Source organism: Isoptericola sp. NPDC055063 (assembly GCF_053608125.1).
Window position 1 is genome coordinate 72089 of the sequence record NZ_JBSGUW010000013.1, and the last position, 22444, is coordinate 94532.

22 protein-coding genes are annotated in these 22444 nt (G+C 76.3%); 7 read left to right on the forward strand and 15 right to left on the reverse strand.

Annotated elements, in window-relative coordinates; translation table 11 throughout:
• Nucleotides 1-9: 9 nt before the first annotated feature.
• Genes ACWF41_RS16265 through ACWF41_RS16285 form a run of 5 tightly spaced genes read right to left on the reverse strand, consistent with a single transcriptional unit; the run spans nucleotide 10 to nucleotide 3626 of the window.
• The gene (locus tag ACWF41_RS16265; RefSeq protein ID WP_380318291.1) at nucleotides 10-1077 is read right to left on the reverse strand and encodes an aromatic acid exporter family protein; all 1068 of its coding nucleotides are present in this window, start codon (nucleotides 1075-1077) and stop codon (nucleotides 10-12) included.
• On the reverse strand, nucleotides 1074-1508 hold the full coding sequence (locus tag ACWF41_RS16270) for a PRC-barrel domain containing protein (RefSeq protein WP_380318288.1): 435 nt from the start codon (nucleotides 1506-1508) through the stop codon (nucleotides 1074-1076). The genes ACWF41_RS16265 and ACWF41_RS16270 overlap by 4 nt, the downstream gene beginning before the upstream one ends.
• A complete protein-coding gene (locus tag ACWF41_RS16275; RefSeq protein ID WP_380318285.1) occupies nucleotides 1505-1888 on the reverse strand; it encodes a hypothetical protein in 384 nt (127 codons plus the stop codon). Before ACWF41_RS16275 ends, ACWF41_RS16270 begins: the two co-directional genes overlap by 4 nt.
• Nucleotides 1885-3114 carry an NRAMP family divalent metal transporter gene (locus tag ACWF41_RS16280; RefSeq protein WP_380318282.1) on the reverse strand — a complete coding sequence of 410 codons (1230 nt, stop codon included), beginning with the start codon at nucleotides 3112-3114 and terminating at the stop codon, nucleotides 1885-1887. Before ACWF41_RS16280 ends, ACWF41_RS16275 begins: the two co-directional genes overlap by 4 nt.
• A complete protein-coding gene (locus tag ACWF41_RS16285; RefSeq protein WP_380318279.1) occupies nucleotides 3111-3626 on the reverse strand; it encodes a hypothetical protein in 516 nt (171 codons plus the stop codon). The genes ACWF41_RS16280 and ACWF41_RS16285 overlap by 4 nt, the downstream gene beginning before the upstream one ends.
• Before the next feature lie 178 nt (nucleotides 3627-3804).
• Between ACWF41_RS16285 and ACWF41_RS16290 the strand changes: the two genes are divergently transcribed.
• From ACWF41_RS16290 to ACWF41_RS16305, 4 genes are read left to right on the forward strand one after another with little or no spacing between them, the layout of a single operon-like run.
• A complete protein-coding gene (locus ACWF41_RS16290; protein WP_380318276.1) occupies nucleotides 3805-4407 on the forward strand; it encodes a DUF4956 domain-containing protein in 603 nt (200 codons plus the stop codon).
• Entirely contained in the window at nucleotides 4404-5264 is an 861-nt protein-coding gene (locus tag ACWF41_RS16295; RefSeq protein WP_380318272.1) for a VTC domain-containing protein, read from the forward strand. The genes ACWF41_RS16290 and ACWF41_RS16295 overlap by 4 nt, the downstream gene beginning before the upstream one ends.
• A gap of 32 nt (nucleotides 5265-5296) precedes the next feature.
• A complete protein-coding gene (locus tag ACWF41_RS16300; protein WP_380318269.1) occupies nucleotides 5297-6985 on the forward strand; it encodes a carbohydrate-binding domain-containing protein in 1689 nt (562 codons plus the stop codon).
• A gap of 20 nt (nucleotides 6986-7005) precedes the next feature.
• Nucleotides 7006-7914, forward strand: a complete 909-nt coding sequence (locus ACWF41_RS16305) for an NAD-dependent protein deacetylase (RefSeq protein WP_380318266.1) — start codon at nucleotides 7006-7008, stop codon at nucleotides 7912-7914.
• A gap of 15 nt (nucleotides 7915-7929) precedes the next feature.
• Here the strand turns inward: ACWF41_RS16305 and ACWF41_RS16310 are convergent, their stop codons facing one another.
• From ACWF41_RS16310 to ACWF41_RS16325, 4 genes are read right to left on the reverse strand one after another with little or no spacing between them, the layout of a single operon-like run.
• A complete protein-coding gene (locus tag ACWF41_RS16310; RefSeq protein WP_380318263.1) occupies nucleotides 7930-8304 on the reverse strand; it encodes a hypothetical protein in 375 nt (124 codons plus the stop codon).
• A gap of 30 nt (nucleotides 8305-8334) precedes the next feature.
• Nucleotides 8335-9195 carry a DUF4097 family beta strand repeat-containing protein gene (locus tag ACWF41_RS16315; protein WP_380318261.1) on the reverse strand — a complete coding sequence of 287 codons (861 nt, stop codon included), beginning with the start codon at nucleotides 9193-9195 and terminating at the stop codon, nucleotides 8335-8337.
• Nucleotides 9192-9854: a LuxR C-terminal-related transcriptional regulator gene (locus ACWF41_RS16320; protein WP_380318259.1), complete on the reverse strand. Its 663-nt coding sequence runs from the start codon at nucleotides 9852-9854 to the stop codon at nucleotides 9192-9194. Before ACWF41_RS16320 ends, ACWF41_RS16315 begins: the two co-directional genes overlap by 4 nt.
• The gene (locus ACWF41_RS16325; protein ID WP_380318256.1) at nucleotides 9842-11242 is read right to left on the reverse strand and encodes a sensor histidine kinase; all 1401 of its coding nucleotides are present in this window, start codon (nucleotides 11240-11242) and stop codon (nucleotides 9842-9844) included. Before ACWF41_RS16325 ends, ACWF41_RS16320 begins: the two co-directional genes overlap by 13 nt.
• Nucleotides 11243-11334: 92 nt before the next feature.
• Between ACWF41_RS16325 and ACWF41_RS16330 the strand changes: the two genes are divergently transcribed.
• Nucleotides 11335-12915: a phytoene desaturase family protein gene (locus ACWF41_RS16330; protein WP_380318253.1), complete on the forward strand. Its 1581-nt coding sequence runs from the start codon at nucleotides 11335-11337 to the stop codon at nucleotides 12913-12915.
• Nucleotides 12916-12975: 60 nt separating this feature from the next.
• On the opposite strand, the gene ACWF41_RS16335 is transcribed toward ACWF41_RS16330, so the two are convergent.
• Nucleotides 12976-14016 (reverse strand): transglutaminase domain-containing protein, encoded by a 1041-nt coding sequence (locus ACWF41_RS16335; protein ID WP_380318249.1) that lies wholly within the window; start codon nucleotides 14014-14016, stop codon nucleotides 12976-12978.
• A 38-nt stretch (nucleotides 14017-14054) separates the two neighbouring features.
• Complete coding sequence (locus ACWF41_RS16340; protein ID WP_380318321.1) at nucleotides 14055-14486, reverse strand: nucleoside deaminase; 432 nt, start codon at nucleotides 14484-14486, stop codon at nucleotides 14055-14057.
• 172 nt (nucleotides 14487-14658) lie between these two features.
• On the opposite strand from ACWF41_RS16340, the gene upp reads away from it, so the two are divergent.
• A complete protein-coding gene (gene upp, locus ACWF41_RS16345; protein WP_380318246.1) occupies nucleotides 14659-15294 on the forward strand; it encodes a uracil phosphoribosyltransferase in 636 nt (211 codons plus the stop codon).
• A 66-nt stretch (nucleotides 15295-15360) separates the two neighbouring features.
• Here the strand turns inward: upp and ACWF41_RS16350 are convergent, their stop codons facing one another.
• Nucleotides 15361-19395 (reverse strand): sigma-70 family RNA polymerase sigma factor, encoded by a 4035-nt coding sequence (locus tag ACWF41_RS16350; protein WP_380318242.1) that lies wholly within the window; start codon nucleotides 19393-19395, stop codon nucleotides 15361-15363.
• Nucleotides 19396-19621: 226 nt separating this feature from the next.
• On the opposite strand from ACWF41_RS16350, the gene ACWF41_RS16355 reads away from it, so the two are divergent.
• Complete coding sequence (locus ACWF41_RS16355; protein ID WP_380318239.1) at nucleotides 19622-20398, forward strand: hypothetical protein; 777 nt, start codon at nucleotides 19622-19624, stop codon at nucleotides 20396-20398.
• Between the two features lie 12 nt (nucleotides 20399-20410).
• Here the strand turns inward: ACWF41_RS16355 and ACWF41_RS16360 are convergent, their stop codons facing one another.
• The 3 genes from ACWF41_RS16360 to ACWF41_RS16370 form a co-directional block, all read right to left on the reverse strand.
• Nucleotides 20411-20719, reverse strand: coding sequence for a DUF1540 domain-containing protein (locus ACWF41_RS16360; RefSeq protein ID WP_380318236.1), 309 nt, complete (start codon nucleotides 20717-20719; stop codon nucleotides 20411-20413).
• A 181-nt stretch (nucleotides 20720-20900) separates the two neighbouring features.
• Nucleotides 20901-21326 (reverse strand): heat shock protein transcriptional repressor HspR, encoded by a 426-nt coding sequence (locus ACWF41_RS16365; protein WP_380318233.1) that lies wholly within the window; start codon nucleotides 21324-21326, stop codon nucleotides 20901-20903.
• 112 nt (nucleotides 21327-21438) lie between these two features.
• Complete coding sequence (locus tag ACWF41_RS16370) at nucleotides 21439-22440, reverse strand: DnaJ C-terminal domain-containing protein (RefSeq protein ID WP_380318228.1); 1002 nt, start codon at nucleotides 22438-22440, stop codon at nucleotides 21439-21441.
• Between the last annotated feature and the right edge of the window lie 4 nt (nucleotides 22441-22444).

The following is a 22444-nucleotide window of genomic DNA, read 5'->3' on the forward strand; positions in this document are numbered from 1 at the left end:
CGCGCGCCGTCACCCCGTCACGGCCTCCGTGGCGCGCCCGAGCACGACGACGAGCGCGCCCGCGACGAGGTGGTCGTCGCCGGACCGTTCGCGCGAGTCGCGGACCTCGGCCCGCAGGTCGTCGACCGCGTCGACGAACCGGCGCGCGGCCTCGTCGTCCTCCGTCGTGTCCTGCAGGGCCGCCGCCAGGGCCTGCAAGGTCCGCGCGGCCGCGGGGCGCAGCGGCGGCCCCAGCGCGACGTCGTCACGGCCGGACGCCTCCCAGTCCACCAGCAGCCGCACCACCTCGTCGACGACGCCCGCCGCGGTGCCGAGCGTCCGCGCCCGCCTGCCCTGGGACGACGCCCTCTCGCTGTGGCGGTGCGCCCGCAGGTTCCCCCGGGACGACTCCCGCGCGACGTCGACCGCCCGGCGGGCGCGCTCGATCGTCGGGACCAGCGCCTGGCGCCGGCGCTCCCACTCCGCGGCGTCGAGCGCCCCCTCGTGCTCGAGCCAGCCGGCGAGATCGTCGAGCTCCTCGGCGAGGGCGTCGCGCAGCGCGTCGAGCGCCACGTCGGACGGCGCCAGGGCCAGCGAGGGCAGCAGGAGGTTGACGCCCGTGCCGATCAGCGCGCCGACGAGGATCAGCCCGGCGAACGCGGCCACGTAGCTCGCGTCCTCGCCCTGGCCGAGGACCAGCACGAAGATCGCGGAGTTCGCGACCCACACCCCGGCGCCGCCGAGCACGCGCCACCCCGCGCACAGGAGGGCGACACCGACCACGAGCGCGACGGCGAGGACGCTCGGTGCGAGCACGGCATCGGCGACGAGCGCGATCAGCGCGCCGAGGAGCAGCGCCCCCACGGTGTGCAGCGACTCCCGCAGGGACCGGACCGGCGTCGCCGTCGTGGCGACCACGGCCCCGAGGGGCGCGTAGAACGGGTACTCGGAGAACGGCGCCGGCGCCAGCACCGCGACCGCCCACGCCAGCCCGGCCGCCACCGCGCCCCGCACCGCGAGCGACCAGCGGGGGTGCAGCACCCACGCGCGGTGCACGGCGCGCACGACCCGCCGGCCCGAGGTCTCGGTACCGGTCATCCGAGGTCCGGCGGCAGCTGCTCGTACCCCCGGGCGAGGCGGACGCTCCCGTCGTCCCCGCCGCCGCCCGCACCGTCGCCGAGGGCTTCGACGTCCGCCCACCGCACCAGGAACGTGCCGCGATGGCGGCGGCGCACGAGCTGCGGGACCGGCCACGGCGACCGCACGTCGGTCCGCTCGTAGCCGTGGAAGGAGCCCGCGCCGCGGGGGCCCACCAGCAGCCCCACCACCCGGGCGCGGCCGACGGCGTCGCGTCGCGCCTGCGCGCTCAGGGGGCCGTCGTGCTCGGGCTCCTCGCGGTCCTCCCCCGCGCCCGGGGCGCCCTCCGGCTCGTCGACGACCTCGAGCGCGAGGCGCACGTCCACGACCACGCCGAGCGGGGCACCGTCGTGGTCGACGACGGGCACGTCGAGCAGGTCGCCCACGTTCATGAGCCGGCCTCCGGATCGTGGCGACCGCCGGGGATGCGGCCGATCAGCCGGTCGCGGAGCCAGTGCTCCACCCAGTCGGCGTCGAGCCGGTCCGAGGACACGGTGAGCTCGACCGCCGTCCCCACGTGGCCGACGTCGTCCCACGCGATGCGCGGCATCCGCGACTCCGGCACCTTCCCGCCGAAGAGTCGCGTGGCCAGCAGCGGGCCGACGAGGATGGCGGCGACCTCCGCCTCCTGGCCGGCGACCACCGCGCCGCCGTCCGGCCCGGTCAGCTCCAGGTCGTCGACGGTCCGCACGGGTTCCCCGTCGACGTCGAGCACCTGACGGCTCAGCAGGTGCAGGCGGGCGTCGACGACCCGCTCGGTCCGCCCGGTCATGACCCCGCCCCCGTCGCGATCATCAGCGGGATCGCCGCGACCGCCGCGACGACCACGATCACCAGGAACACCGTGCCCAGGGCGTTCACCACCCGCCCGTTGACGTGCTCGCCCATGTAGGCGGGGTCGTTGGCCACCACGAGGATCGGGATGTACGTCAGCGGCAGCGCGACGGCGGAGAACACCACCGACATCTCCGTCACGGCCACCGGGTCGACGCTGGTCATGAGGATCCCGACCGCCAGCAGCAGCGCCACGATCATCGTGAGGTGGAACCGCGCGGCCCGGGCGGGACGACGGAACTTGCCCCACGACCAGCCCAGGTACTGCGCCAGCGTGTAACCGCTGGACAGGGCGGTCTCGAGCGCGGCGCCGAACGTCGCGGCCACGATGCCGACGAGGACGACGGCCACCAGCAGCACCCCGCCCGCCTGCGCCACGGGGAGCATCAGCTGCGACAGCGCCGTGACCTCGATGCCGGCCGGCAGGAGCACGACGGCCGCGCACGCGGCGATGGACAGGGAGAGCATCCCGCCCAGGGGGAAGCCGAGCAGCACGTTGACGCGGTTGGTGGACAGGTCCTTGGCCGTCCACCGCTCCTCGACGGCGCCCGAGGAGAAGAAGAACACCTCGTACGGCGTCATCGCGGCGCCGAACAGCGCGATCGCGTAGTACCAGTACGACGCCGGCGACTCCGTGCCCGGCGGCGACGGCGGCACCGCCTGGCGCAGCAGCTCGCCCCAGTCCGGGCCGAGGAGGAACAGGGCCACCGCGAAGCCGACCAGCAGGAGGCCCAGCAGTCCGGCGACGTTCTCCATGATCTGGAACTTCACGCGCCACAGGACCAGCCAGACCGCGAGCGCCGCGACCGGGATCCACAGCCGCGGCTCCACGCTGCTGGCCAGGTGCAGCGCGAGGGCGATGCCCCCGACCTCCGCGGTGAGCGTGAGGAGGTTGATCGCGAACGACGCCACGAGGTTCGCCCCGGCCGCGCGCGGCCCCAGACGTTCGCGGATGACCTCGAACGTGGCGCGGCCGCTGACCGCCGCGACCCGTCCGGACATGCTGGCGAACAGGCAGATGCCCACGATGCCGAGCACCACCACCCACGCCAGCGACATCCCGAACCGGGACCCCACGACGGCGTTGGTCACGAGGTCGCCGATGTCGACGAAGCCGCCGATCGCGGTGAGGATGCCGAGCGCGGCGGCGAGCAGCTTGCTCACGGGCCACCTGCCTCGGCCAGGGCGGCGTCGGCCGCGTCGGTGGCGTCCGCGAGGTCGGCCAGCACGGCGTCCGCGGAGGCGGGGACGTCGGCCGCGCCCGCGAGGCGCCCGCCGGACCACGCGGCCACCCACGAGCGCGCGGCGACGACCGCGTCCGACACGTCCCCGACCGCCGCCAGCCCCGCGGTCCGGTGGGCCGACGACGCCGCGTCGGGCGGCACGAGGGTGGTGAGCGCGGTCTCCGCCTCGTCGAGCGCGTGGAGCTGGTCCAGCAGGGCGGTGTCGGCGACGGGCCCGGTGAGCCGGCCCTCGTCGAGCAGCCCGACGGCGATCCGCGCGGACTCCCCGGCGGAGGCGGCCTGCGCGACCGCGTCCGCGACGGCCGCGGTCGCCTGGCCCGGCTCCTGCCGGCTCGCGACGCAGCCGGCGCAGGCGAGCGCGACGGCGAGCGCGACGGCGACGGCCCCGCCCGCGCCCCGTCGTCGGCCGCCGCCCCGCTCTCTGGTCCGCACGCCCGATGGTCGTCACGGTGCCCGGATGCACGCACGCGGAGGCCCTCCCAGCCGCGTCCCATCGCTCGCAGTGCATTCCCAGGCCGGCCTCAGCGGGTGCCGGAGCCGACGGTGTCCACTGGGTGACGTCCCCACCCACCGACCGTGAACGACGGTCCACCTCACCCCCGGAGCACGTATGCCCCCCGTCGCCCTGTACGCCGTCGACCTCGTCGCCGTGTCGATCCTGACCTTCGCCCTGTACTTCCCGCGGCACCGGCGCCGCGACCTGGTGGTCGCGTACCTCGGGGTGAACGTGGGCGTGCTCGCGGTGTCGGCCGTGCTCTCGTCGAGCACGATCGCGGCCGGCCTGGGGCTGGGGCTGTTCGGCGTGCTGTCGATCATCCGGCTGCGGTCCGACGAGCTGTCGCAGCGCGAGGTCGCGTACTACTTCGCGGCGCTCGCCCTCGGCCTGCTCGGCGGCCTGGGCACGTCGGTCGGCTGGCTGGGCCTCGCGGGCTCCGCGCTGATCCTGGTCGTGATGGCCGTGGCCGACCACCCGCGGCTCCTGGCCCGCCACGCCGCGCAGACGATCGTGCTCGACCGTGCCGTCGTCGACCGGGACGAGCTGACCGCGCACCTCGAGGCGCTGCTCGGCGCCCGCGTGCACTCGGTGAGCGTGCAGGCGATCGACCTCGCCGACGACACGACGCGCGTCGAGGTCCGCTACGAGCTGCCCCGCCCCGGTGCCCGGGCCGCCGCCGCGACCGGCGCGCACGACCACCTGACGGTGACCCGATGAGCGCCCCGGCGGGCGTGGCCGGATCGAGGGACGTCGCCGGCTCGACGGCGGACGCCGTCGTCGCGCGAGGCCTGGCCGGCAGCGACGCGGTGACCCTGGAGGAGCTCGACGCGACCGCCGCCCTGCAGACCCGCGTGGACCGCAAGTACGTGCTCACGCCCGCGGAGGTCGCGGCCCTGCTGGCGGCGCTCACCTCCGGGGCCGCGCACAGCGCGCCCCGGGTGCTGGAGATCGACGGCGACCGGTCGTTCACCTACGCCTCCACCTACTACGACACCGCCGACCTGCTGACGTTCCGGCAGGCCGCGCGCCGCCGGCGGCGCCGGTTCAAGGTGCGCACCCGCACCTACGTCGACACGGGGAACACGACGTTCCTCGAGGTCAAGACCCGCGCCGCGCGCGGCGTCACCGTCAAGGAGCGCTGCCCGTGGGAGCTCGCCGCCCCGCTGGAGGGCGCCGGGCTCGAGTTCGTCGACGACCGGCTCACCGCCGCGTGCCTCGACGCTCCCCCGTCGGCGGAGCTCGCGCCCGTGCTGCGCTCCGTCTACCGCCGCACCACCGTGCTGCTGCCCGACGCGCGCCTGACCCTCGACGCCGGCCTGCGCTGGCGGCTCGACGGCAGGGACCACCCGGACGGCGCCGACACGCCCGACGACCGCACGGCCGACGTCGGCGACCTCGTGGTCGTCGAGACGAAGGCCGGCACCGCGCCGTCGTCCGCCGACCGCGCCCTGTGGCGCGCCGGCCACCGCCCCGACCGCATCTCCAAGTACGCGACCGGGCTCGCCACCCTGCGGCCTGACCTGCCCGACCACCCCTGGCGCCGCCTGCGCCGGCGGCGGCTGGGCGTCGCCTGACCCGACCTCGCACACCCCCGAGAGGACCCACCATGCGCATCCCCCGCCCGAAGAAGCTCTGGACCCGGACCCTGGCGGTCGCCGCCGCCGGCACGCTGACCGTCGGAGCGCTCGCCGCCTGCGACGCCGGCTCCGCCACCTCGGCGTCCGGCGACTCCGGCACCACGACGGCCGAGATCTCCGCGACGGACAACTCCGGCCGGTCGGCGCAGGACGTCCTCGCGGCGAACCTGTCGTCCGAGGAGACGGCGGCCCTCGCCGACCAGACCTGGGACACGGCCGACGAGGTCGCGGTCTCCCTCGACGGCGACCGCGCGAGCGCGTCCGGCGACGGCGCCACCGTGGACGGCTCGACCGTCACGATCACGCAGCCCGGCACGTACCGGGTGTCGGGCACGCTCGACGACGGCCAGGTCGTGGTCGACTGCTCGGCCGACGGCGTGGTGCGCCTCGTGCTCGACGGCGCCGACGTCACCAGCTCCACCGGCGCCGCGATCGACGTCCAGGACGCCGACCAGGTGTCCGTCGTTCTCGCCGAAGGCTCCACGAACCGCCTCGAGGACGCCCAGGAGTACGCCGAGATGACCTCGGACAACGCTGCCAACGCGGCCCTCTACTCGACTGCGGACCTGGCGATCTCCGGCTCCGGCGCGCTGGAGGTCGTGGGCAACGCGGACGACGGCATCACCGGCAAGGACGGGCTGGTCGTCGCGGGCGGGGACCTCACCGTCACCGCGGCCGACGACGCGGTGCGCGGCAAGGACTACCTAGTCGTCTCCGGCGGCACCCTTGACGTCCGGGCGGGCGGCGACGGGCTGAAGTCCGACGCCGACGACGACGCCACGGCCGGGTACGTCGCGCTCACCGGCGGCGACGTCACCGTCGACGCGGGCTCCGACGGCGTGCAGGGCTTCACCGACGTCGCCGTCACGGACGGCAACCTCACCGTGACCGGCTCCGAGGAGGGCATCGAGGCGGCGACCATCGCCGTCTCCGGCGGCGACGTCGACATCACCTCCAGCGACGACGGTCTCAACGCCACCGTCAAGGAGCCGGGGGACGACACGACGGACGCGACGACGGACGACACCGCGACGGACGACGGGACGAGCGGCGACCAGCAGGCGCAGCCGGAGCCCCCCGCCGACGGCGAGATGCCGCAGGGCGGCGGAGGCGGCGGCATGGACGCGGTCCAGGAAGGCGCGTCGCTGACGATCACGGGCGGCACGCTGCACGTGGACGCCGACGGCGACGGGCTCGACTCGAACGGGGTCGCGGAGATCAGCGGCGGCGACGTCGTCGTCGAGGGCCCGACGAACGACGGGAACGGCGCGCTGGACTCCGCCGGCGGCCTCACCGCGTCGGGCGGCACGCTGCTCGCCGTGGGCTCGTCGGGCATGGCCGAGGCGCCCGAGTCCGGCTCGACGCAGGGCTGGGTGGCGCTGGCCGCCGACTCCACGCTCGAGGCCGGCACCGAGGTGGCGGTCGTGGACGCGGACGGCACCGAGGTCGCCACGATCACACTGACGAAGGCCGCGCGGTCGGTCGTCTACACCGGGCCGGAGATCACGGACGGCGGCACGTACACCCTGACCGCCGACGGCACCGAGGTCGGCACCGCCACCGCGGGCGACCCGCCCGCCGGCGGCATGGGCGGCCCCGGCGGAGGGGGCCAGCCCGGCGGTCCCGCGGACGGCACCCTGCCCGACGGCGCGAGCTGAGTCGACGTACGCTCGAAGGCGTGCAACCCGTGCCCCGGCCGCTCGCCCCCACCTACCAGGACCGCCGCTGGGAGCTCCCGCCGGACGCGGTGGTGCACCACGGCACGGTGGACGACGCCGTCCGCCTGCTGCGGGGCCGCACGGTCACCGCGCTGACCGGCGCGGGCGTCTCCACGGACTCCGGCATCCCCGACTACCGCAGCCCGGACTCCCCGAAGCGCGCCCCGATGACGTACCAGCAGTTCGTGGCCGACGAGGCGTTCCGCCGCCACTACTGGGCCCGCAACCACGTGGGCTGGCAGGTGGTGCGCCGCACGGAGCCGAACGCCGGGCACCGGGCGCTCGCCGCGCTGGAGGGCCGGGGCGTGGTGCGCGGCGTCATCACCCAGAACGTGGACCTGCTGCACGAGGACGCCGGCTCGCGGCACGTCATCGACCTGCACGGCCACTACGACCGCGTCATCTGCCTCCAGTGCGGGCGCGTCATCAGCCGCACCCACCTCGCAGAGCGGCTGGACGCGCTCAACCCCGGGTTCGTCGAGTCCGTGCTCGAGGACGGCGCCACCGTCGCCGACATCGAGACCGCCCCCGACGCGGACGCCGTCATCGAGGAGACCAGCCACTTCGTGCCCGCCGCGTGCGAGTTCTGCGGCGGGGTGCTCAAGCCGGAGATCGTCTACTTCGGGGAGAACGTGCCCCGCGAGCGCGTCGAGCGGGCGTACGCCCTGGTGGACGACGCCGACGCCCTGCTGGTGGCCGGCACGTCGCTCACCGTGATGAGCGGCCTGCGGTTCGTGCGGTACGCCGCGAAGGCGGACAAGCCCGTCGTCATCGTCAACCGCGGCGAGACGCGCGGCGACCCGCTCGCCACCCTCAAGGTGGACGACGGCGTCACCGAGACGCTCGTCGCGCTCGCCGACCGGCTCTGACGAGCCCCGCCCGACCTACGACGCCGCGACCAGCCGCGAGCCGGCGACGGCCTCGGCGTCGACCAGGCTCCCGTCGCCGCCGGCGATCACCGGGAGCGCGCCCCGGCCGAGCCCGCCGAGGTAGACGGCGGCCTCCGTGCCCGCCTCGGCGACGTCCGCCTTGCGGCGCCGCACGTCGATCCGCGCGACGGTGACGGCGTGCTCGCCCGTGGGCAGGTGCAGCACCGCGGCCTGGCCGACGCGCACGCGCCCCGAGGTCACCGTGCCGGTGACGACGTGGCCCCGCGTCGGGACGGCGAAGACGGTGTCGACCACCAGCTCGAACGGCGCCGCGTCGAAAGACCCCGCCGGGCCGTCGGCGCCGGCGCTCCGGCGCGAGAAGATCCCCATGGCCGACGACGATAGCCGCCGGCGCCCGGGTCACTCGGCCAGGTAGGCGACGTCGCCGTTGGACGACCGGACCTCGACGGTGCGGTCCGCGTCGGGGTCGGTTGGCCCCTCGGTGGTCTGCTCCCCGTTCGACGTGTCGATCGTGAGCCGCACGGGCTCGCCGTCGCCGACGACGGTGACGTCGCCGTTGCTGGACTCGGCGCGGACGTCGCCGGTCACGCCGGACACCTCCACGCGGCCGTTGCTCGTGACCGCCTCGAGGTTGCCGTCGACGCCGGTCACCTCGATCGACCCGTTGGACGAGGTCGCGACGACGTCGCCGCCGGTCGCGCGGTCCACCGTGACGTCGCCGTTCGACGTGTCGGCGTCCACGCGGGCACCCGTGCCGGTGGTCTCGACGTCGCCGTTGCTGGAGCGCAGCTCCACGTCCCCGGCGACGCCGGCGGCGAGGACGTCCCCGTTGGACGTGCGCACCACGACGGCCGTGTCGGCGGGGAGGGTGACGGCGAGCTCGCCGGCGCACCACCCCGGGACCCACTGCCACGACTGGCACTCGTGGGTCAGCACGAGGCGGTCGGAGCGCTCGTCCGCGCGGTACGTGGGGCTGGTGAGGCCCCTGCGCGCGATGCGGTCGACCTCCACGTCGCCGCCGTCGGCGGCCTTGACGGTCACGTCGCCGTCGGCCACCAGCTCGACGGTGCCGACGGCCGCGTACGTCTCGTGCTGCGTCGTCGTGCTCGCCACGGCGCGGTCCACGAGGAACAGGGCGCCCCAGGCCACCGCCAGCAGTCCGACGACGACGCCGAGGACGAGCAGCGCGCGCCCGGTGGGGCCGCGGTGCGGCTGGGCCGGGCCGGGCGCGGGCGTGCGGGTGGGCTCGGTGGTGGTCATGGTCGTGCTCCGTTCTGGTCGAGCCAGCGCAGCACCGCGAGCACGCGGCGGTTGTCGTCGGCGTCGGGCGGCAGCCCGAGCTTGGTGAGGATGTTGGTGACGTGCTTCTCGACGGCGGGCATCCCGACGACGAGGCGGTCCGCGATCGCGGTGTTGGAGCGCCCCTCCGCCATGAGCGCGAGCACCTCGCGCTCGCGCCGCGTGAGCTGGTCGAGGTCGGAGCGGCGGCTGCGGGCGATGACCTGCGTGACCACCTCGGGGTCGATGACGGTGCCGCCCGAGGCGACGCGCGCGACGGCGTCGAGGAACGCGTCGACGTCGGCCACCCGGTCCTTGAGGACGTAGCCGAGGGCACGCGCGCCGCGGGCCAGCAGCTCGGAGGCGTAGCGCTGCTCCACGTACTGCGACAGCACGAGGATCGGCAGGTCGGGGTGCAGGCTGCGCAGGTGCAGGGCCGCGCGCAGGCCCTCGTCGGTGTGCGACGGCGGCATGCGGACGTCCGTGACGAGCAGGTCGGGCAGCGCGGCGCCGGGCCGCGACAGGGCGGCGACCAGCTCGTCCGCGGTGCGGTGGCCGGTCACCGTGTGGCCCTCCGCGGCCAGCAGGCGGGAGAGCCCGTCCAGGAGGAGCACGGAGTCCTCCGCGATCACGATGCGCACGGCACCTCCACGGTGAGCCGGGTGCCCGCGCCGGGCGGGCTGGTCAGGTCGAAGCGGCCGTCGAGCGCGGCGACGCGCCCGCGCAGCCCGGCGAGGCCGCTGCCCGGCGACGGCTCGGCGCCACCACGGCCGTCGTCCTCGACGACGACACGCAGGCGCGCGCCGTCGCCCGCGACGTCGACCCCGCCCTCGTCCGCACCGTCGTCCACGACGTCGGCGCGCACCCGGGCGGAGCGCGCACCCGCGTGCTTGGCCACGTTGGTCAGCGCCTCGGCGACCACGAAGTACGCGGCGGCCTGCGCGGCCGCCCCGGCGCGCTCCAGGCCGGCGCCGGCCTCGACGCGCACGGGGACCGGGCTGCGGGCGGCGAGCGCCGACAGCGCGGCGTCGAGGCCGCGGTCGTCGAGGATCGCGGGGTGGATGCCGCGCACGAGGTCGCGCAGCTCGGCGAGCGTCGCCTTCACCTCGTCGTGGGCGTGCTCGAGGGCGGCGGCCGTCGCGGCGGGGTCGCGCTCGGCGAGCCGGCGGGCCACGCCGAGCTCGACGCCGAGGGCGACGAGCCGCTGCTGGGCACCGTCGTGCAGGTCGCGTTCGATGCGGCGGCGCTCCGCGTCCGCGGCCGCGACCGCCTGGGACCGGGTCTCGGCGAGGACGACGGCCCGCTCGCGCGCCGCCTCGGCGTCGTGCTCGGCGTCGCGCGCCCGGGCCCGCGCCAGGTCGGCCGCGGACGGGCCGAGGCAGGCCTGGGCCAGCCGGAGCACCAGCCCGCAGCCCGCCTGCGCGGCGGCCGCCGCGAGCCACGCGAGGAGCGCGGCGCCCGCGGCGCCGAGGACGAGGGCGACCGGCCACGCGACCCCGGCCTGGCCCGCCGCGCTCCCCACGCCGCCCCGCACCGCGACGACGAGCAGCGCGACCGCGCCCGCGGCGCACGCCACGACGACGACGAGGAACGCCACGGACACCAGCAGCCCGACCAGCGCGTAGGCGGCGGCCGCCCACGCCCTCCCGTCGCGCAGGGTCGCGCGGAGCCGGGTCCACGACCGCGGCAGGCCGAGGGGGGCGGGCGTCGGGGCGGGCACGACGACGCCGGCCTGCGCGGCCAGCCGCGCCCGCTCGACGGCGGCGAACGCCCGCGCCCCGGGCAGCGTGACCCCGAGCGCGACGAGCCCCAGCCCGAGCAGCGGGACGAGGGCGGAGGACACCAGGACCAGCACCCACACGACCGTGCCCACGCTCGCGAGCCACACCGTGCCGACGGCCAGCAGCGCGACGGCGCGCGCCGTGGCCGGGTCGACCGGCGCGCGCAGCAGCCCGGCCCGGGAGGCGAGCGCCGGGGCCGGGTCCGGCGCGGCCCCGGTCGTGGGCCCAGCGGCGTCCGTGCTGGTCATGCCCTCGAGACTAGGCTGCGGGGTACAGGCCGGACAGTCCGCGTCCCCACGTCCTGGAGGTAGGGGAATCCCACGTCGCGCGAGGCCACGGGATGCGGCCGGAAGGAGACAGCGTGCTGGACGCCGTCGTGGTCGGGTCGGGCCCCAACGGCCTGGCGGCCGCCGTCACGCTGGCCCGTGCGGGCCTGTCGGTGACGGTCCTGGAGGCGAACTCGACCGTCGGCGGCGGGGCCCGCACGCTCGCGCCCGGCGACGAGCGGTGCGACGGCCACGACCTGTGCGAGGGCCTGCCCGCCGGCGTCGTGCACGACCTCTGCTCCGCCGTGCACCCGATGGCCTGGGCGTCGCCGTTCTTCCGCGCCTTCGACCTGCGCGCCCACGGCGTCGAGCTCCGCACGCCCGAGGTGTCGTACGCGCAGCCGCTGCCCGGCGGGCGGTCGGCCGTCGCCTACCGCGACCTCGAGCGCACCGCGGAGCGGCTCGGGCCGGACGGCGCGGCCTGGCGCTCGCTGCTCGGGCCGCTGGCCGAGCAGTGGGAGGCCGTCGTGGCCGTCGGGATGGGCGACCACCGCTCCGTCCCGCCCGGCGTGCTCGACTCCCGCGCCCCTTTGCGCGCCACGGAGGGTGCCGTGCGCTTCGCGCTCGCCGTGCTGGAGCAGGGCTCGCGGGCGTGGGACGCGCGGTTCTCCGGCGACGGCGGCGCGCTGCTCACCGGCGTCGCCGCCCACACGATCACCTCGCTGCCGTCGCTGTCCGCGGCGGGGACGGCGCTGCTCCTCGGCGCCCTCGCGCACGCCCGCCCCCGCGACCTGTCGGGCGCCGACGCGTTCGACGGCGGGTGGCCCGTGCCGCGCGGCGGGTCCGGTGCGATCGTCGCGGCGCTGGTCGCCGACCTCGAGGCGCACGGCGGCACGGTCGTGACCGGGCACCGCGTGCGCACCCCTGCGGACCTGCCCGCGGCGCGCGCCGTCCTGTTCGACACCACCCCCCGCACCCTGCTCGACGTGCTCGGCGCGGCCGCGCCGCCCTCGGCCCGGCGCCGCCTCGCCGCGTTCCGCCACGGCAACGCCGCCGCCAAGGTCGACTACGTGCTGTCCGGGCCGGTCCCGTGGGCCGACCCGGAGGTGGGCCGCGCCGGCACCGTGCACGTGGGCGGCACCCGCGCCGAGATGGCCCGCGCCGAGAACGCCGTCGCGGCCGGGCGGCACGCCGACCGGCCGATGTGCCTCGTCAGCGACCCCACCGTCGTCGACCCGTCGCGCCGCGTCGCCGACGGCGCCTCCCCGAGCGGCGAGCTGCGCCCGCTGTGGGCGTACACGCACGTGCCCGCCGGCTCCGACGTCGACGTCACCGAGACCGTCACCGCGCAGATCGAGCGGTTCGCCCCCGGCTTCCGCGACGTCGTCGTCGCCTCGCGGGGCATCCCGGCCGCCGCGATGGCGCACCACAACGCCAACTACGTGAGCGGCGACATCTCCGCCGGCGCCGCCACCATGTGGCAGATCCTCGCCCGGCCCACCCTGTCCGCCGACCCGTACCGCGTCGGCGCGGGCGGCGTCTACCTGTGCTCCGCCTCCACCGCCCCCGGGCCCGGGGTGCACGGCATGGGCGGCTGGCACGCCGCCCGGCACGCGCTGCGCGACGTCTTCGGCATCCGCGTCGCGGCGCTGTAGTCGCGCTGTAGTCGCGCTGTCGCCGTCGTCGTGCCGTCGTCGTGCTCCCGGCGCGGCGGGTCAGCCCGCGGCGTCCCAGCGGGTGGTGCGCTCGCGCAGGTCGGTGACGCCGACGCGGCCGGACGGCGAGAGCGTCGCCACCCGCCCGCGCGGCCCCAGCCCGGAGGCGTACCGCTCCGCGAGGGCTCCCTCCGCGGCGGTGTCCCCGGCGTCGGCGGCCACGAGCAGCGCGGCGAGAGCGTCGGTCACCGCGTCCCACGCGTCGTCGGACAGCGGCACCGCGGGCACGTACCCGGGCGGCGAGGCCGCCGCGAGCGCCGTCAGCCCCGGGTGGGGAGGGAGCGCGCCCCAGACGTCCCAGAGCAGCACCTCCTCGCGCATCCGGTGGGCCAGCTCGAGCAGCACGTAGCCGCGCACGAAGTCCTTGCCGCCCAGCTCGGGCACGTCGGGCGAGACGCCGTAGGACGCCGCGTCGACCTCGCCGGCGCGGATCGCCCGCCACACCTCGGCGGCGGTGGGGAACGGGGAGGCCGGGCCGGTGGGCATGTCGCGGGGGTCGAAGCCCCACGGCCCGTCGGACGTCAGCTCCGGGTCCCAGCGCACCCAGCGCCCGGCGCCCCCGTCGGCCCCCGCGTCCCAGTGCTCGACGACGACGTGGTCGTGGAAGAACGGCGGCTCGAAGTACCCCGCGAACCCGATCCGCGACCGGGCGGGCACCCCGTGCTCGCGCAGCACGCCCAGCGAGAACAGGGTGTGGTCGCGGCAGCAGCCGGCGACCTGGCGGGACGCCTCCCGGGCCGCGTCGAGCGGGCCGGGCTGCCGCGCGGCGGCGGCGTCGAGGATCGTGGACAGCCAGCGCCGGTCGACGTCGTCGCGCTGGTCGTCGGAGAGGTCGGGGTTCCCGGCGCGGTAGTGCACGATCGTCGCGCACGCCGCGGCGGCCGTGGCCGCGGGGTCGGGCGCGACGGCGCGCAGCAGGTCCGCGTGCGGGCCGGGGTCGGAGTACGCGCTCTGGCGCGCGTAGTCGGCGAGCGTCGGGGCCGCCCGACCGGCGGCGGCCGGAGCGTCGTGCTTCTCGTCGGGCTGGGCGGTGGTGTCCATCCGGGTGAGACCTCCGTCGGCTGCGCGAGTCATCGCCGTCAGCGGCGGGACTCGAAGAAGTCTCGCAGGAGCTGCCCGCACTCGTCCTCCCGCACGCCGCCCACCACCTCGACGGCGTGGTTGGCGCGCTGGTCGCGCACCAGGTCCCACACGGAGCCGGTGGCGCCCGCCTTCGGGTCCCAGGCGCCGAGCACGAGGCGTCGCACCCGCGCCGCGACGAGCGCCCCCGCGCACATCACGCACGGCTCCAGGGTCACGACGAGCGTGCAGCCCTCGAGCCGCCACTCGCCGCGCGTGGCGGCGGCCTGCCGCAGGGCGAGCACCTCGGCGTGCGCGGTCGGGTCGCCGGTCTCCTCGCGGCGGTTGCGGCCGAGCCCCACGAGCCGTCCGTCCGCGTCGATCACGAGCGCCCCGACGGGCACGTCGTCGCTGGCGAGCGCGTGCGACGCCTCGTGCAGCGCCAGCCCCATGAGCGCGTCCCACACGCGCCGCCGGCCGCTGACCGTGTGCGGCGGGAACTCGCCGTCCGCCCAGGGCAGCGCGAGGCCGGATCCTGCGGGGCCGGGCGCGGCGTCGGACGTCACAGGGCCAGGCTAGCCGCGGGGAGGTGCCGCAGCCCCGCGCGCCGGTACCGTGGGGGCCATGCGCCTGCACGTCGCCGACCACCCGCTGGTGGACCACAAGCTCACCGTCCTGCGTGACGAGAACACCCCGTCGGCGACGTTCCGTCTCCTCGTCGACGAGCTCGTGACCCTGCTCGCCTACGAGGCGACGCGGCACGTGCGCACGGAGCCCAAGGAGATCCGCACCCCGGTCACCACGACCACGGGCGTGCGCCTCAGCGACCCGAGCCCCATCGTCGTGCCGATCCTGCGCGCCGGGCTGGGGATGCTCGAGGGCATGACGCGCATGATCCCCACCGCCGAGGTCGGCTTCCTCGGCCTGCAGCGCGACGAGTCCACCTACGAGGCCGTCACCTACGCGAACCGCCTGCCCGACGACCTCACCGACCGGCAGGTCTTCCTCCTCGACCCGATGCTCGCCACCGGCGGCACGCTGGTCGCGGCGATCGACTACGTGCTGGAGCGCGGCGCGCGCGACGTCACCGCCGTCTGCCTGCTGGCCACCCCCGAGGGCCTCCAGGTGCTCGACGACGCGATCGGGTCGCGGGTGGACGTGCAGATCGTCGTCGCCGCGGTCGACGAGCGCCTCAACGACCAGAAGTACATCGTGCCCGGCCTGGGCGACGCCGGGGACCGCCTCTACGGCATCGTCTGAGGCGGCATCGTCTGAGACGGCGTCGTCTGAGGCCTCAGCCTCTGAGAACGACCGGCGTCCGAGACGTCAGCGGTACTCGCAGTCGGCGATCCGCTCCCAGCCGCCGCGCCAGTGGTGGCCGCCCCACCAGCGGCCGTTGCCGTCGTTGCTGTTCCCGTTGCCCTGGCCCTGGCCCTGGCCCTGGCCGTTGCCCTGCCCGTTCCCGTTGCCCTGGCCGTTCCCCTGACCATGGCCGTTGCCGTCACCCTGCCCGTTGCCCTGGTTGCCGGCGCCCACGAACCGGTAGTCGGCGCCGCGCCACGAGGCGACGTCTCCCACCTCGTAGCTCGCGCCCCAGCGGTACCGCGGCGAGCACCAGCCCGCGGTGCCGGTGAACGGGTCGACGACGAGGTCGGTGCTCCAGTCGCCCGCGCGGACGGTGAACGTGGCGCCCTTGCGGCCGGTCACCGTGCCGGCGTCGGCGCGCACGCTCTGCCGTGCGGGCACGGTCACCTGCGCCGCGGCGCCGTTCGTGCCGGTCATGGTGAAGTCGAGCGGCACGGACGACCCGGAGTTGTCGAGCACCACCGTCGCGGGCCGGGTCGACGTCGAGCGCCACCGGTCCTTCGTGACCTGCACGTCGCCCTGCTCCACCTGCGCGTGCGGGTCGACCACGACGCACGACACGGCGTCGTAGGAGACGGTCCGCTCGACCGTGGGCTCACGGTCCTCGATCGGCCGCGACAGCCGCAGCGTCAGCTCGCCGGCGTCGGCACGCAGCCCGCCGACGCGCGTCGTGACGGTGGCGTCCGAGCCGGCCGCGACGCGCGTGCCGTCGCCGTCGGCGAGCCGTGCCGTCCAGTCGACCGTCCCGCGGTTCTGCACCGTCACGGCCACCTGCGCCCGGTCGTCGACGCACTGCGTCGCAACGCTCACGTCGACCGTCGAGGCGGGCCACGTCGCGGTGGCGCAGCCCTCGAAGGCGGGCACGTCCACGACGGCCAGGTCGCGGCCGTCCGCGGTCACCGCCACGGTGCGCGTGTTCCACGGGACCGTCACCTGCAGCTCGCCCTTCGCCCCGGCGGCGACCAGCGCGGTGCGGCCGTCGCCGGTGCCCGCGGCCACGGCGAACTTCACCGGGAACGTGGAGGCGGAGTTGTCCACGGGGACGGTCACGGTGCGCCACGACGTGTCGGACGACGGGTCGAAGCGGCACTCGGCGGCGGTCAGCGTCGCCGGCCCGCCGACGGCCGGGGCGAGTGCCGCCGCGGCGTAGCGGGCGGTCGGGGCCACCGCGGGCACGATGCCGCCCTGCGCGGGCTCGTCGCCGTCGTTGTCCGCCACCCAGCGGTACAGCTGGAACTCGGCGGCGCCGGCGTCCAGCGACGTCCGGTCGGTCGGGACGACGAACGTCGCGCTCTCCCCCGGCCCGATCCGCTTCTGGTCCGCGGCGCTCCCGCCGGCGGCCGTCATGCCCACGCGCATCGGCTCGTCGCTGGTGTTGGTCAGCGTGCCGCGCACCTGCAGGCGCCCGTCGTCGTCGGTGACGACGGCGGTGCCGTCGACGTCCCACCGCGGGGCGTAGCAGTCGGCCGCCTGGTGCGGGCCGGCGGCCACGGTGGTGCGGTAGGTCTCCCCGCCGAGCGTCGTGGAGACGGTCCACGTCGCCGTGCCCGACGGCACGCGGATCCCGTCCGGCACCTGCACGGTGGCCGTCTCCCCCGGCGCGAGCTGCTGCGCCGCGGCGGCGGAGCTGCCCGCCGCGTCGAGGCGCACCGCGAGGGTCTGGTCCGTGAGGTTCGTGTAGGTGCCCTCGACGGCGGAGCTCGCCGTGCGGATGCCGCCGGTCACGAGGCAGCGCGCCGCGACGGACCGCGCACCGGCCGTGGCGCCGACCCACGGGGCGGCGACGGTCACGGCGGCGGACGACGGCAGCGCGTGCGTGGAACCGGGCAGCTGCGGTGCGGCGGTCACCGACAGGGACCCGGGAGTGGTGGCGCCGTCGGCGATGACGCGCACCCGCACCGACCGCTGCTCGCCCGGCGCCAGGGGGGCGGCGTCCGGGGCGGCGACGCACGACCACGTGGTGCCGGCGCCCGTCGACCCGCCCGCCCCGGGCACGCAGGTGAGGTCGCCGTCGGAGGCCGCGGGCCGCAGGCCGGGCGGCACGGTGAGCGCCACGGACCAGCCGGCGGCCGGCTGGTCGCCGGTGTTCCGCACGACGACGGGCACCCACGCGGCGCCCGGGTTCGAGACGGGCACGGCGTCGCCCGTGGACGCCGTGAGCTCGGCGCCGTACGGCAGCACGGTGGTGGGCGCCAGCGTGAGCGACTCGGGCGCGACGCCCGTGGCCCAGACCGACGCGCCGATCGCGTAGGCGCCGCCGGCGTCCGCCCGTACGGGCACCGAGCCGGTGCGGGACTCGCCCGCCGCGAGGGAGCCGACCGTGCAGCGCGCGACGCGCGCGGTGGCGTCGGTGGGGGTGCACGCGAGCGCGTCCGGGGCGATCGCGTCGACGACCGCCGCCCCGACGGACGCCGACGGGAGGGCCAGGTCGACCCCGGCGGGCAGCGCCACCTCGACGACGGTCTCCTCGGCGGCGGCCGTCCCCGTGTTGGTGACGGTGAGGACCAGCGGCTGCGTCGTGCGCGGCTGGAGCGGCGTGCCCGCCGCGGACACGGTCAGGTCCGCGACCTGCGGGACCACCAGGGCGGGGGCTGCGAGCAGGTTCGTCGGGTCCGTCGGGTCGGTGGCGGGGTCCGCGCCCGTCCCGCCGTCGCCGGGCTCGACGGCGATGTCCGTGGTGTCCCCGGGCGGCACCCACGGCTGGCCCTGGATGGTGACGGGGGCGGTCGGGACGGCCGCCGGCGGCTCCTGGCTGCTGCCGAGAGCGTTGAGCACGGTGACGACCCCGACGGTCGCCACGGCGACCGCGCTGGCGGCGGCGGCCACGCTCGCGGTGCCCATGACGGCGCCCGCGGCGGCCGCGGTGCCCGCCGTCGCCGCGGTGGCGGCCGATCCCGTCGCCACCCCCGCGGTCGCGACGCCCGCCAGCGACGCGCCGCCCGCGGCGCTCGTCGCCGCAGCACCCGTCGCAGCAGCACCCGTCGTGGCGGCACCCGTCGTGGCGGCCGCCGTCGTGCCCGTCGCGGCAGCCGCCCCCGACGAGATGCCCGCGGCCCCGGCGGTCCCCGTCGCCCCGACCGTCGAGCCCGTGACGCTGCCCACGACCGTCCCCACCGACGTGCCGGCCGCCGCGCCGGTGCCGACGGTCCCGCCCAGCGCCCCGACGAGCCCCCCGACCGCGCCCCCGATCGGCAGCGCTCCCACGACTGCCAGGCCGGCGAGCCCCACGATCAGCGGCGCGACGACGGAGCGCATGCCGTGCGCGATGTCGCCGAGCTCGAGCACCAGGGCGCGGCACTCGCCGCACGACTCCAGGTGGGTGTCGACCTTGGCGACCTCGCGCCGCGCCAGCCCGCCGCGCACGTACGCCCCCAGCAGCGGGTTCACCGCGCGGCACCCGTCGGTCGGCGCGTGCGTGAGGTGCTCCTGCAGGTAGCCGACCCGCAGCCCCTCGCGGGCGCGGTAGGCGAGGGCCGAGACGCCGTTGGGGGTCAGCCCGAGGATGGGCGCCACCTCCGCCGGGGTGCGCCCCTCGATCTCCGTGTACCAGAGCACGGCCTGCCAGCGCTCCGGCAGCGCCTGGTAGGCGTTCTTCACGACGGAGCGCTCGAAGCCCTCGAGGGTGGGGACGTCGGTGGAGTCGGCCAGCCCGAGCGCGGCCTCGAAGGTGCCGTCGTCGGCCGTGGGCCGGGTCCGCCGCACGCCGCGCGCCAGGTCGGCGGCGAGGCGTCGCACGACCGTCAGCAGGTAGGCCCGGAACGTGGCGTCGGGGCCGCCGCCGTGCTGCAGCACGTCGAGCACGCGGTGGAACGCCTCGGACACCAGGTCGTCCGCGTCGGCCGCGGAGCGCACGTACTGCCGGGCGACGGCACGGGCCGCGGGCACGTGCCGCACGTACAGGGCACCGAACGCCTCGAGGTCGCCTCCGCGCACGTCGAGGATCAGCTCGGCGTCGCTGCGCGCCGAGTCGTCCGACCCCACGTAGACGTCCGTCATCGCCGCCCTCGCTCTGGCTTTCGGCGCGCCGTCGGATGCCCGACGCGACTCACGTACCTTACGTGCGTTCAGCCTCTGGTCGGCGGGTGAACTTCCTCAAGAAAGGAGCAGGAAAACCGCAGGATTCCGTGCCTCGGGCAGCGGAAAGAGCATACCCGGTATGCCATGCCCGGTGAAAATGCCGCACAACTGCGTCATGATGGCTGTTCATGGGGGTCCCATCATCATGAACCGGTCCACGAGCGGGCCGCCGGACGCGCCCGAGCTTCCCTCGGACGTCCTCGACCGCTGGCGCGCGACGAGCCTCGCCGAGGTGTGGCTGCGCCCCGACGACTGGTACCACCCCGCCGTCGACGCGCTGGTCGAGGCGTTCGACGAGCGGCGCTCCCCGCACGCCGCCGCCCACCGCCTGGGCTCCGCGCGGGGCCGCGCGGGCGTGGGGCTGGGCGAGACCCTGGACGACGTCGAGTGCCTGTACCGCGCCACCGGCTGCGAACCCGACCCGGACGCGATCCGCGCGGTGGCCGTCGGCTGGGTCCGCGGGCGCGACACCGAACCGGCCCTCGGGGGCGTGCGCGACCCCGGCACCGGGCTCCCCACGCGCGAGTACCTCGCCGAGCGGCTGCGGGAGACCTACGGCGCCGCCGTGGGCGCCGAGGACGGCGTGCCGGCCACGCACTGCCTCGTCGTCGTCGACGTCGCCGTGGACGGGCTCGCCCCGTGGGACCGGGCCGCGCGGTCCGCGACCGTGGGCCGCGCCCTGGAGCAGATCTTCGGGGAGGGGCACCCGATGGCGGCCCTGACGGACGGCGTCTTCGCCGTGCTGGCGCGGCGCGACACGGGCGTCCCCGACCTCGCGAAGTCCACGCGCAGCGTCGTGGAGCGCAACGCCGCGCTCATGGGGCTCGGGGACGCGCTGCGGCGCCCCACCCGCGTGTGGGTGGAGCGCCTGCCGACGACGCACGCCGCCGCCGCGCAGCTGCTGGCGCAGCTCGCCCGCTGACAGGTCGGGCGGTCAGGACTGCGCGTAGGTGAGGCAGTCGGCGTGGTTCACGTCGTCCTGGCCCGGCCCGACGCGGATCGCGGCGGCGGCGCACTCGAGCTCGTGGTTGTGCACGCAGTCGCCGCGCTGGCACGCCCCCACGTGGGCGACGACCTTCTCCAGGCCGCCCTTGGCGCTCAGCGGGATGAACGTGGCGCACGACGCGTCACCGGAGTGCCCGGCGATCGTGACGGCGCCGGCGTGGCAGCCGTGGTCGTGGTTGTAGCCGCAGCCCTCGACGGTGCACTCGGTGACCTCGGGCATCTCCATCAGCGTGCTCATGGTGCGCTCCTCGCCGCTCGACGCCGGCTCTCGCCGCCTTCGACCACGATATTCCTCGCGCACGGAAATGCACAGTGAATGCGAGAGGGAATTCACGTCTGCACAAATAAGGAATGCCTTACCCATTGCCCTCACGAATGGGTTCCCGCGAATTAGCGAAGAATTGCGTTGCGGAAAGTCGTCAGCCGCGGCGGTGCGGACGCCACAGCACCAGCGCCCCCTCCTCGGCCTCCAGCTCCGACCGCTCGACGCGGCGGACGCGCTGCCCTCGCCGCACGACGACGACGTCGCCCGAGGTCCCGGCGGTGAACACCCGGCCCCCGGGCTGCATCGCGAGCGCGGCCAACCTGGCCTCGAGCTGCGCCACGTGCTCCTGCAGGTCGAGGATGCGCCGGATGCCGGCGAGGTTGATCCCCTCGACCTGCGCGAGCCGCTGGACCTCCAGCAGCCGGGAGACGTCCCGCTGCGAGTAGCGCCGGCCGCGCCCCGCGGTGCGGCGCGGCGTCACGAGGCCGAGGCGGTCGTACTGCCGCAGCGTCTGCGGGTGCATCCCCGCCAGCCGGGCCGCCTGCGACACGGTCAGCACCGGGGCGTCCTCGGCAACCATCGCTACCTCCCTCGCTCGGCGTCCGTCGCGCGGAGGAGCATCGCTCCGCCGCGCGCTGCACTCGTCATTCCGCCGCGCGCTGCACTCGTCATTCCGCCGCGCGCTGCACTCGTCATTCCGCCGCGCGTTGCGCGAGGCCGGCGCGGACGTCCTCGTGGTCGCTCTCGGCGGCGAACGCCTCGAGCGCCTCCTTCGCCTTGCGGCTGAGCTTCTGCGGCACCGTCACCTGGACGGTGACCAGCAGGTCGCCCTGCGTCTTCGCGGTCTTCACGCCGCGGCCCTTGACCCGCAGCACCCGGCCCGACGGCGTGCCCGCCGGGACCTTCAGCCGCACCGTGCCGCCGTCGAGCGTCGGCACCTCGAGGGTCGTGCCCAGCGCGGCCTCCGCGAACGTCACGGGCACGGACATGCGCAGGTTGGCGCCGTCGAGCGTGAACACGGGATGCGGCGCGACGTGCACGGTGACCACGAGGTCGCCCGCGTCGCCGCCGCCCGCGCCCGGCCGGCCCTTGCCGCGGATACGGAGCTTGCGGCCGTCGTTCACGCCTGCCGGGATCTTCGTCTTGACCTTGCGGCCGTCCACCGTGAACTCCACGGTGGCGCCCTCCACGGCCGTGCGGAACGGCAGCGTGGTCTCCGCCGCGACGTCCGGGCCCTTCTGCGGCGCGGTGAAGCCGGCGCGCTGCCGGCCGGCGGCGCGGAAGCCGCCCTGGCCGCCGAGCATCGAGCTGAGGATGTCCTCGAAGCCTCCGGACCCGCCCTGCGGGTACTGCGTGTAGCGCGCGTTCGGTGCGCCCTGGCCGCCGAACATCGAGCCGAAGACGTCCTCGAAGCCGTTGCCGCCGCCGCCGGGGCCCGCGGCGAACCGCGCCCCGCCGCCCGCCATCGCGCGGACGGCGTCGTACTGCTGGCGCTGCTCGGTGTCCGAGAGCACCGCGTACGCCTCGCCGATCTCCTTGAACTTGGCCTCGGCCGATGCGTCCCCCGGGTTCTGGTCCGGGTGGTACTGGCGGGCGAGCTTGCGGTACGCCTTCTTGATGGCCGCGTCGTCCGCGTCCTTGGGGACGCCGAGAGCGGAGTAGAAGTCCTTCTCGATCCAGTCCTGACCTGTCACGACG

Bases quoted from the DNA above. Each gene is read 5' to 3' on its own strand.
- ACWF41_RS16270 (WP_380318288.1), bottom strand. From the start codon at position 1,508: ATGAACGTGGGCGACCTGCTCGACGTGCCCGTCGTCGACCACGACGGT.
- ACWF41_RS16365 (WP_380318233.1), bottom strand. From the start codon at position 21,326: ATGGTTGCCGAGGACGCCCCGGTGCTGACCGTGTCGCAGGCGGCCCGG.
- ACWF41_RS16290 (WP_380318276.1), top strand. From the start codon at position 3,805: ATGCCCCCCGTCGCCCTGTACGCCGTCGACCTCGTCGCCGTGTCGATC.
- ACWF41_RS16300 (WP_380318269.1), top strand. From the start codon at position 5,297: ATGCGCATCCCCCGCCCGAAGAAGCTCTGGACCCGGACCCTGGCGGTC.
- ACWF41_RS16275 (WP_380318285.1), bottom strand. From the start codon at position 1,888: ATGACCGGGCGGACCGAGCGGGTCGTCGACGCCCGCCTGCACCTGCTG.
- ACWF41_RS16350 (WP_380318242.1), bottom strand. From the start codon at position 19,395: ATGACGGACGTCTACGTGGGGTCGGACGACTCGGCGCGCAGCGACGCC.
- ACWF41_RS16340 (WP_380318321.1), bottom strand. From the start codon at position 14,486: ATGGGGCTGGCGCTGCACGAGGCGTCGCACGCGCTCGCCAGCGACGAC.
- ACWF41_RS16330 (WP_380318253.1), top strand. From the start codon at position 11,335: ATGCGGCCGGAAGGAGACAGCGTGCTGGACGCCGTCGTGGTCGGGTCG.
- ACWF41_RS16360 (WP_380318236.1), bottom strand. From the start codon at position 20,719: ATGAGCACGCTGATGGAGATGCCCGAGGTCACCGAGTGCACCGTCGAG.
- ACWF41_RS16295 (WP_380318272.1), top strand. From the start codon at position 4,404: ATGAGCGCCCCGGCGGGCGTGGCCGGATCGAGGGACGTCGCCGGCTCG.
- ACWF41_RS16335 (WP_380318249.1), bottom strand. From the start codon at position 14,016: ATGGACACCACCGCCCAGCCCGACGAGAAGCACGACGCTCCGGCCGCC.
- ACWF41_RS16310 (WP_380318263.1), bottom strand. From the start codon at position 8,304: ATGGGGATCTTCTCGCGCCGGAGCGCCGGCGCCGACGGCCCGGCGGGG.
- ACWF41_RS16325 (WP_380318256.1), bottom strand. From the start codon at position 11,242: ATGACCAGCACGGACGCCGCTGGGCCCACGACCGGGGCCGCGCCGGAC.
- ACWF41_RS16355 (WP_380318239.1), top strand. From the start codon at position 19,622: ATGAACCGGTCCACGAGCGGGCCGCCGGACGCGCCCGAGCTTCCCTCG.
- ACWF41_RS16265 (WP_380318291.1), bottom strand. From the start codon at position 1,077: ATGACCGGTACCGAGACCTCGGGCCGGCGGGTCGTGCGCGCCGTGCAC.
- upp (WP_380318246.1), top strand. From the start codon at position 14,659: ATGCGCCTGCACGTCGCCGACCACCCGCTGGTGGACCACAAGCTCACC.
- ACWF41_RS16315 (WP_380318261.1), bottom strand. From the start codon at position 9,195: ATGACCACCACCGAGCCCACCCGCACGCCCGCGCCCGGCCCGGCCCAG.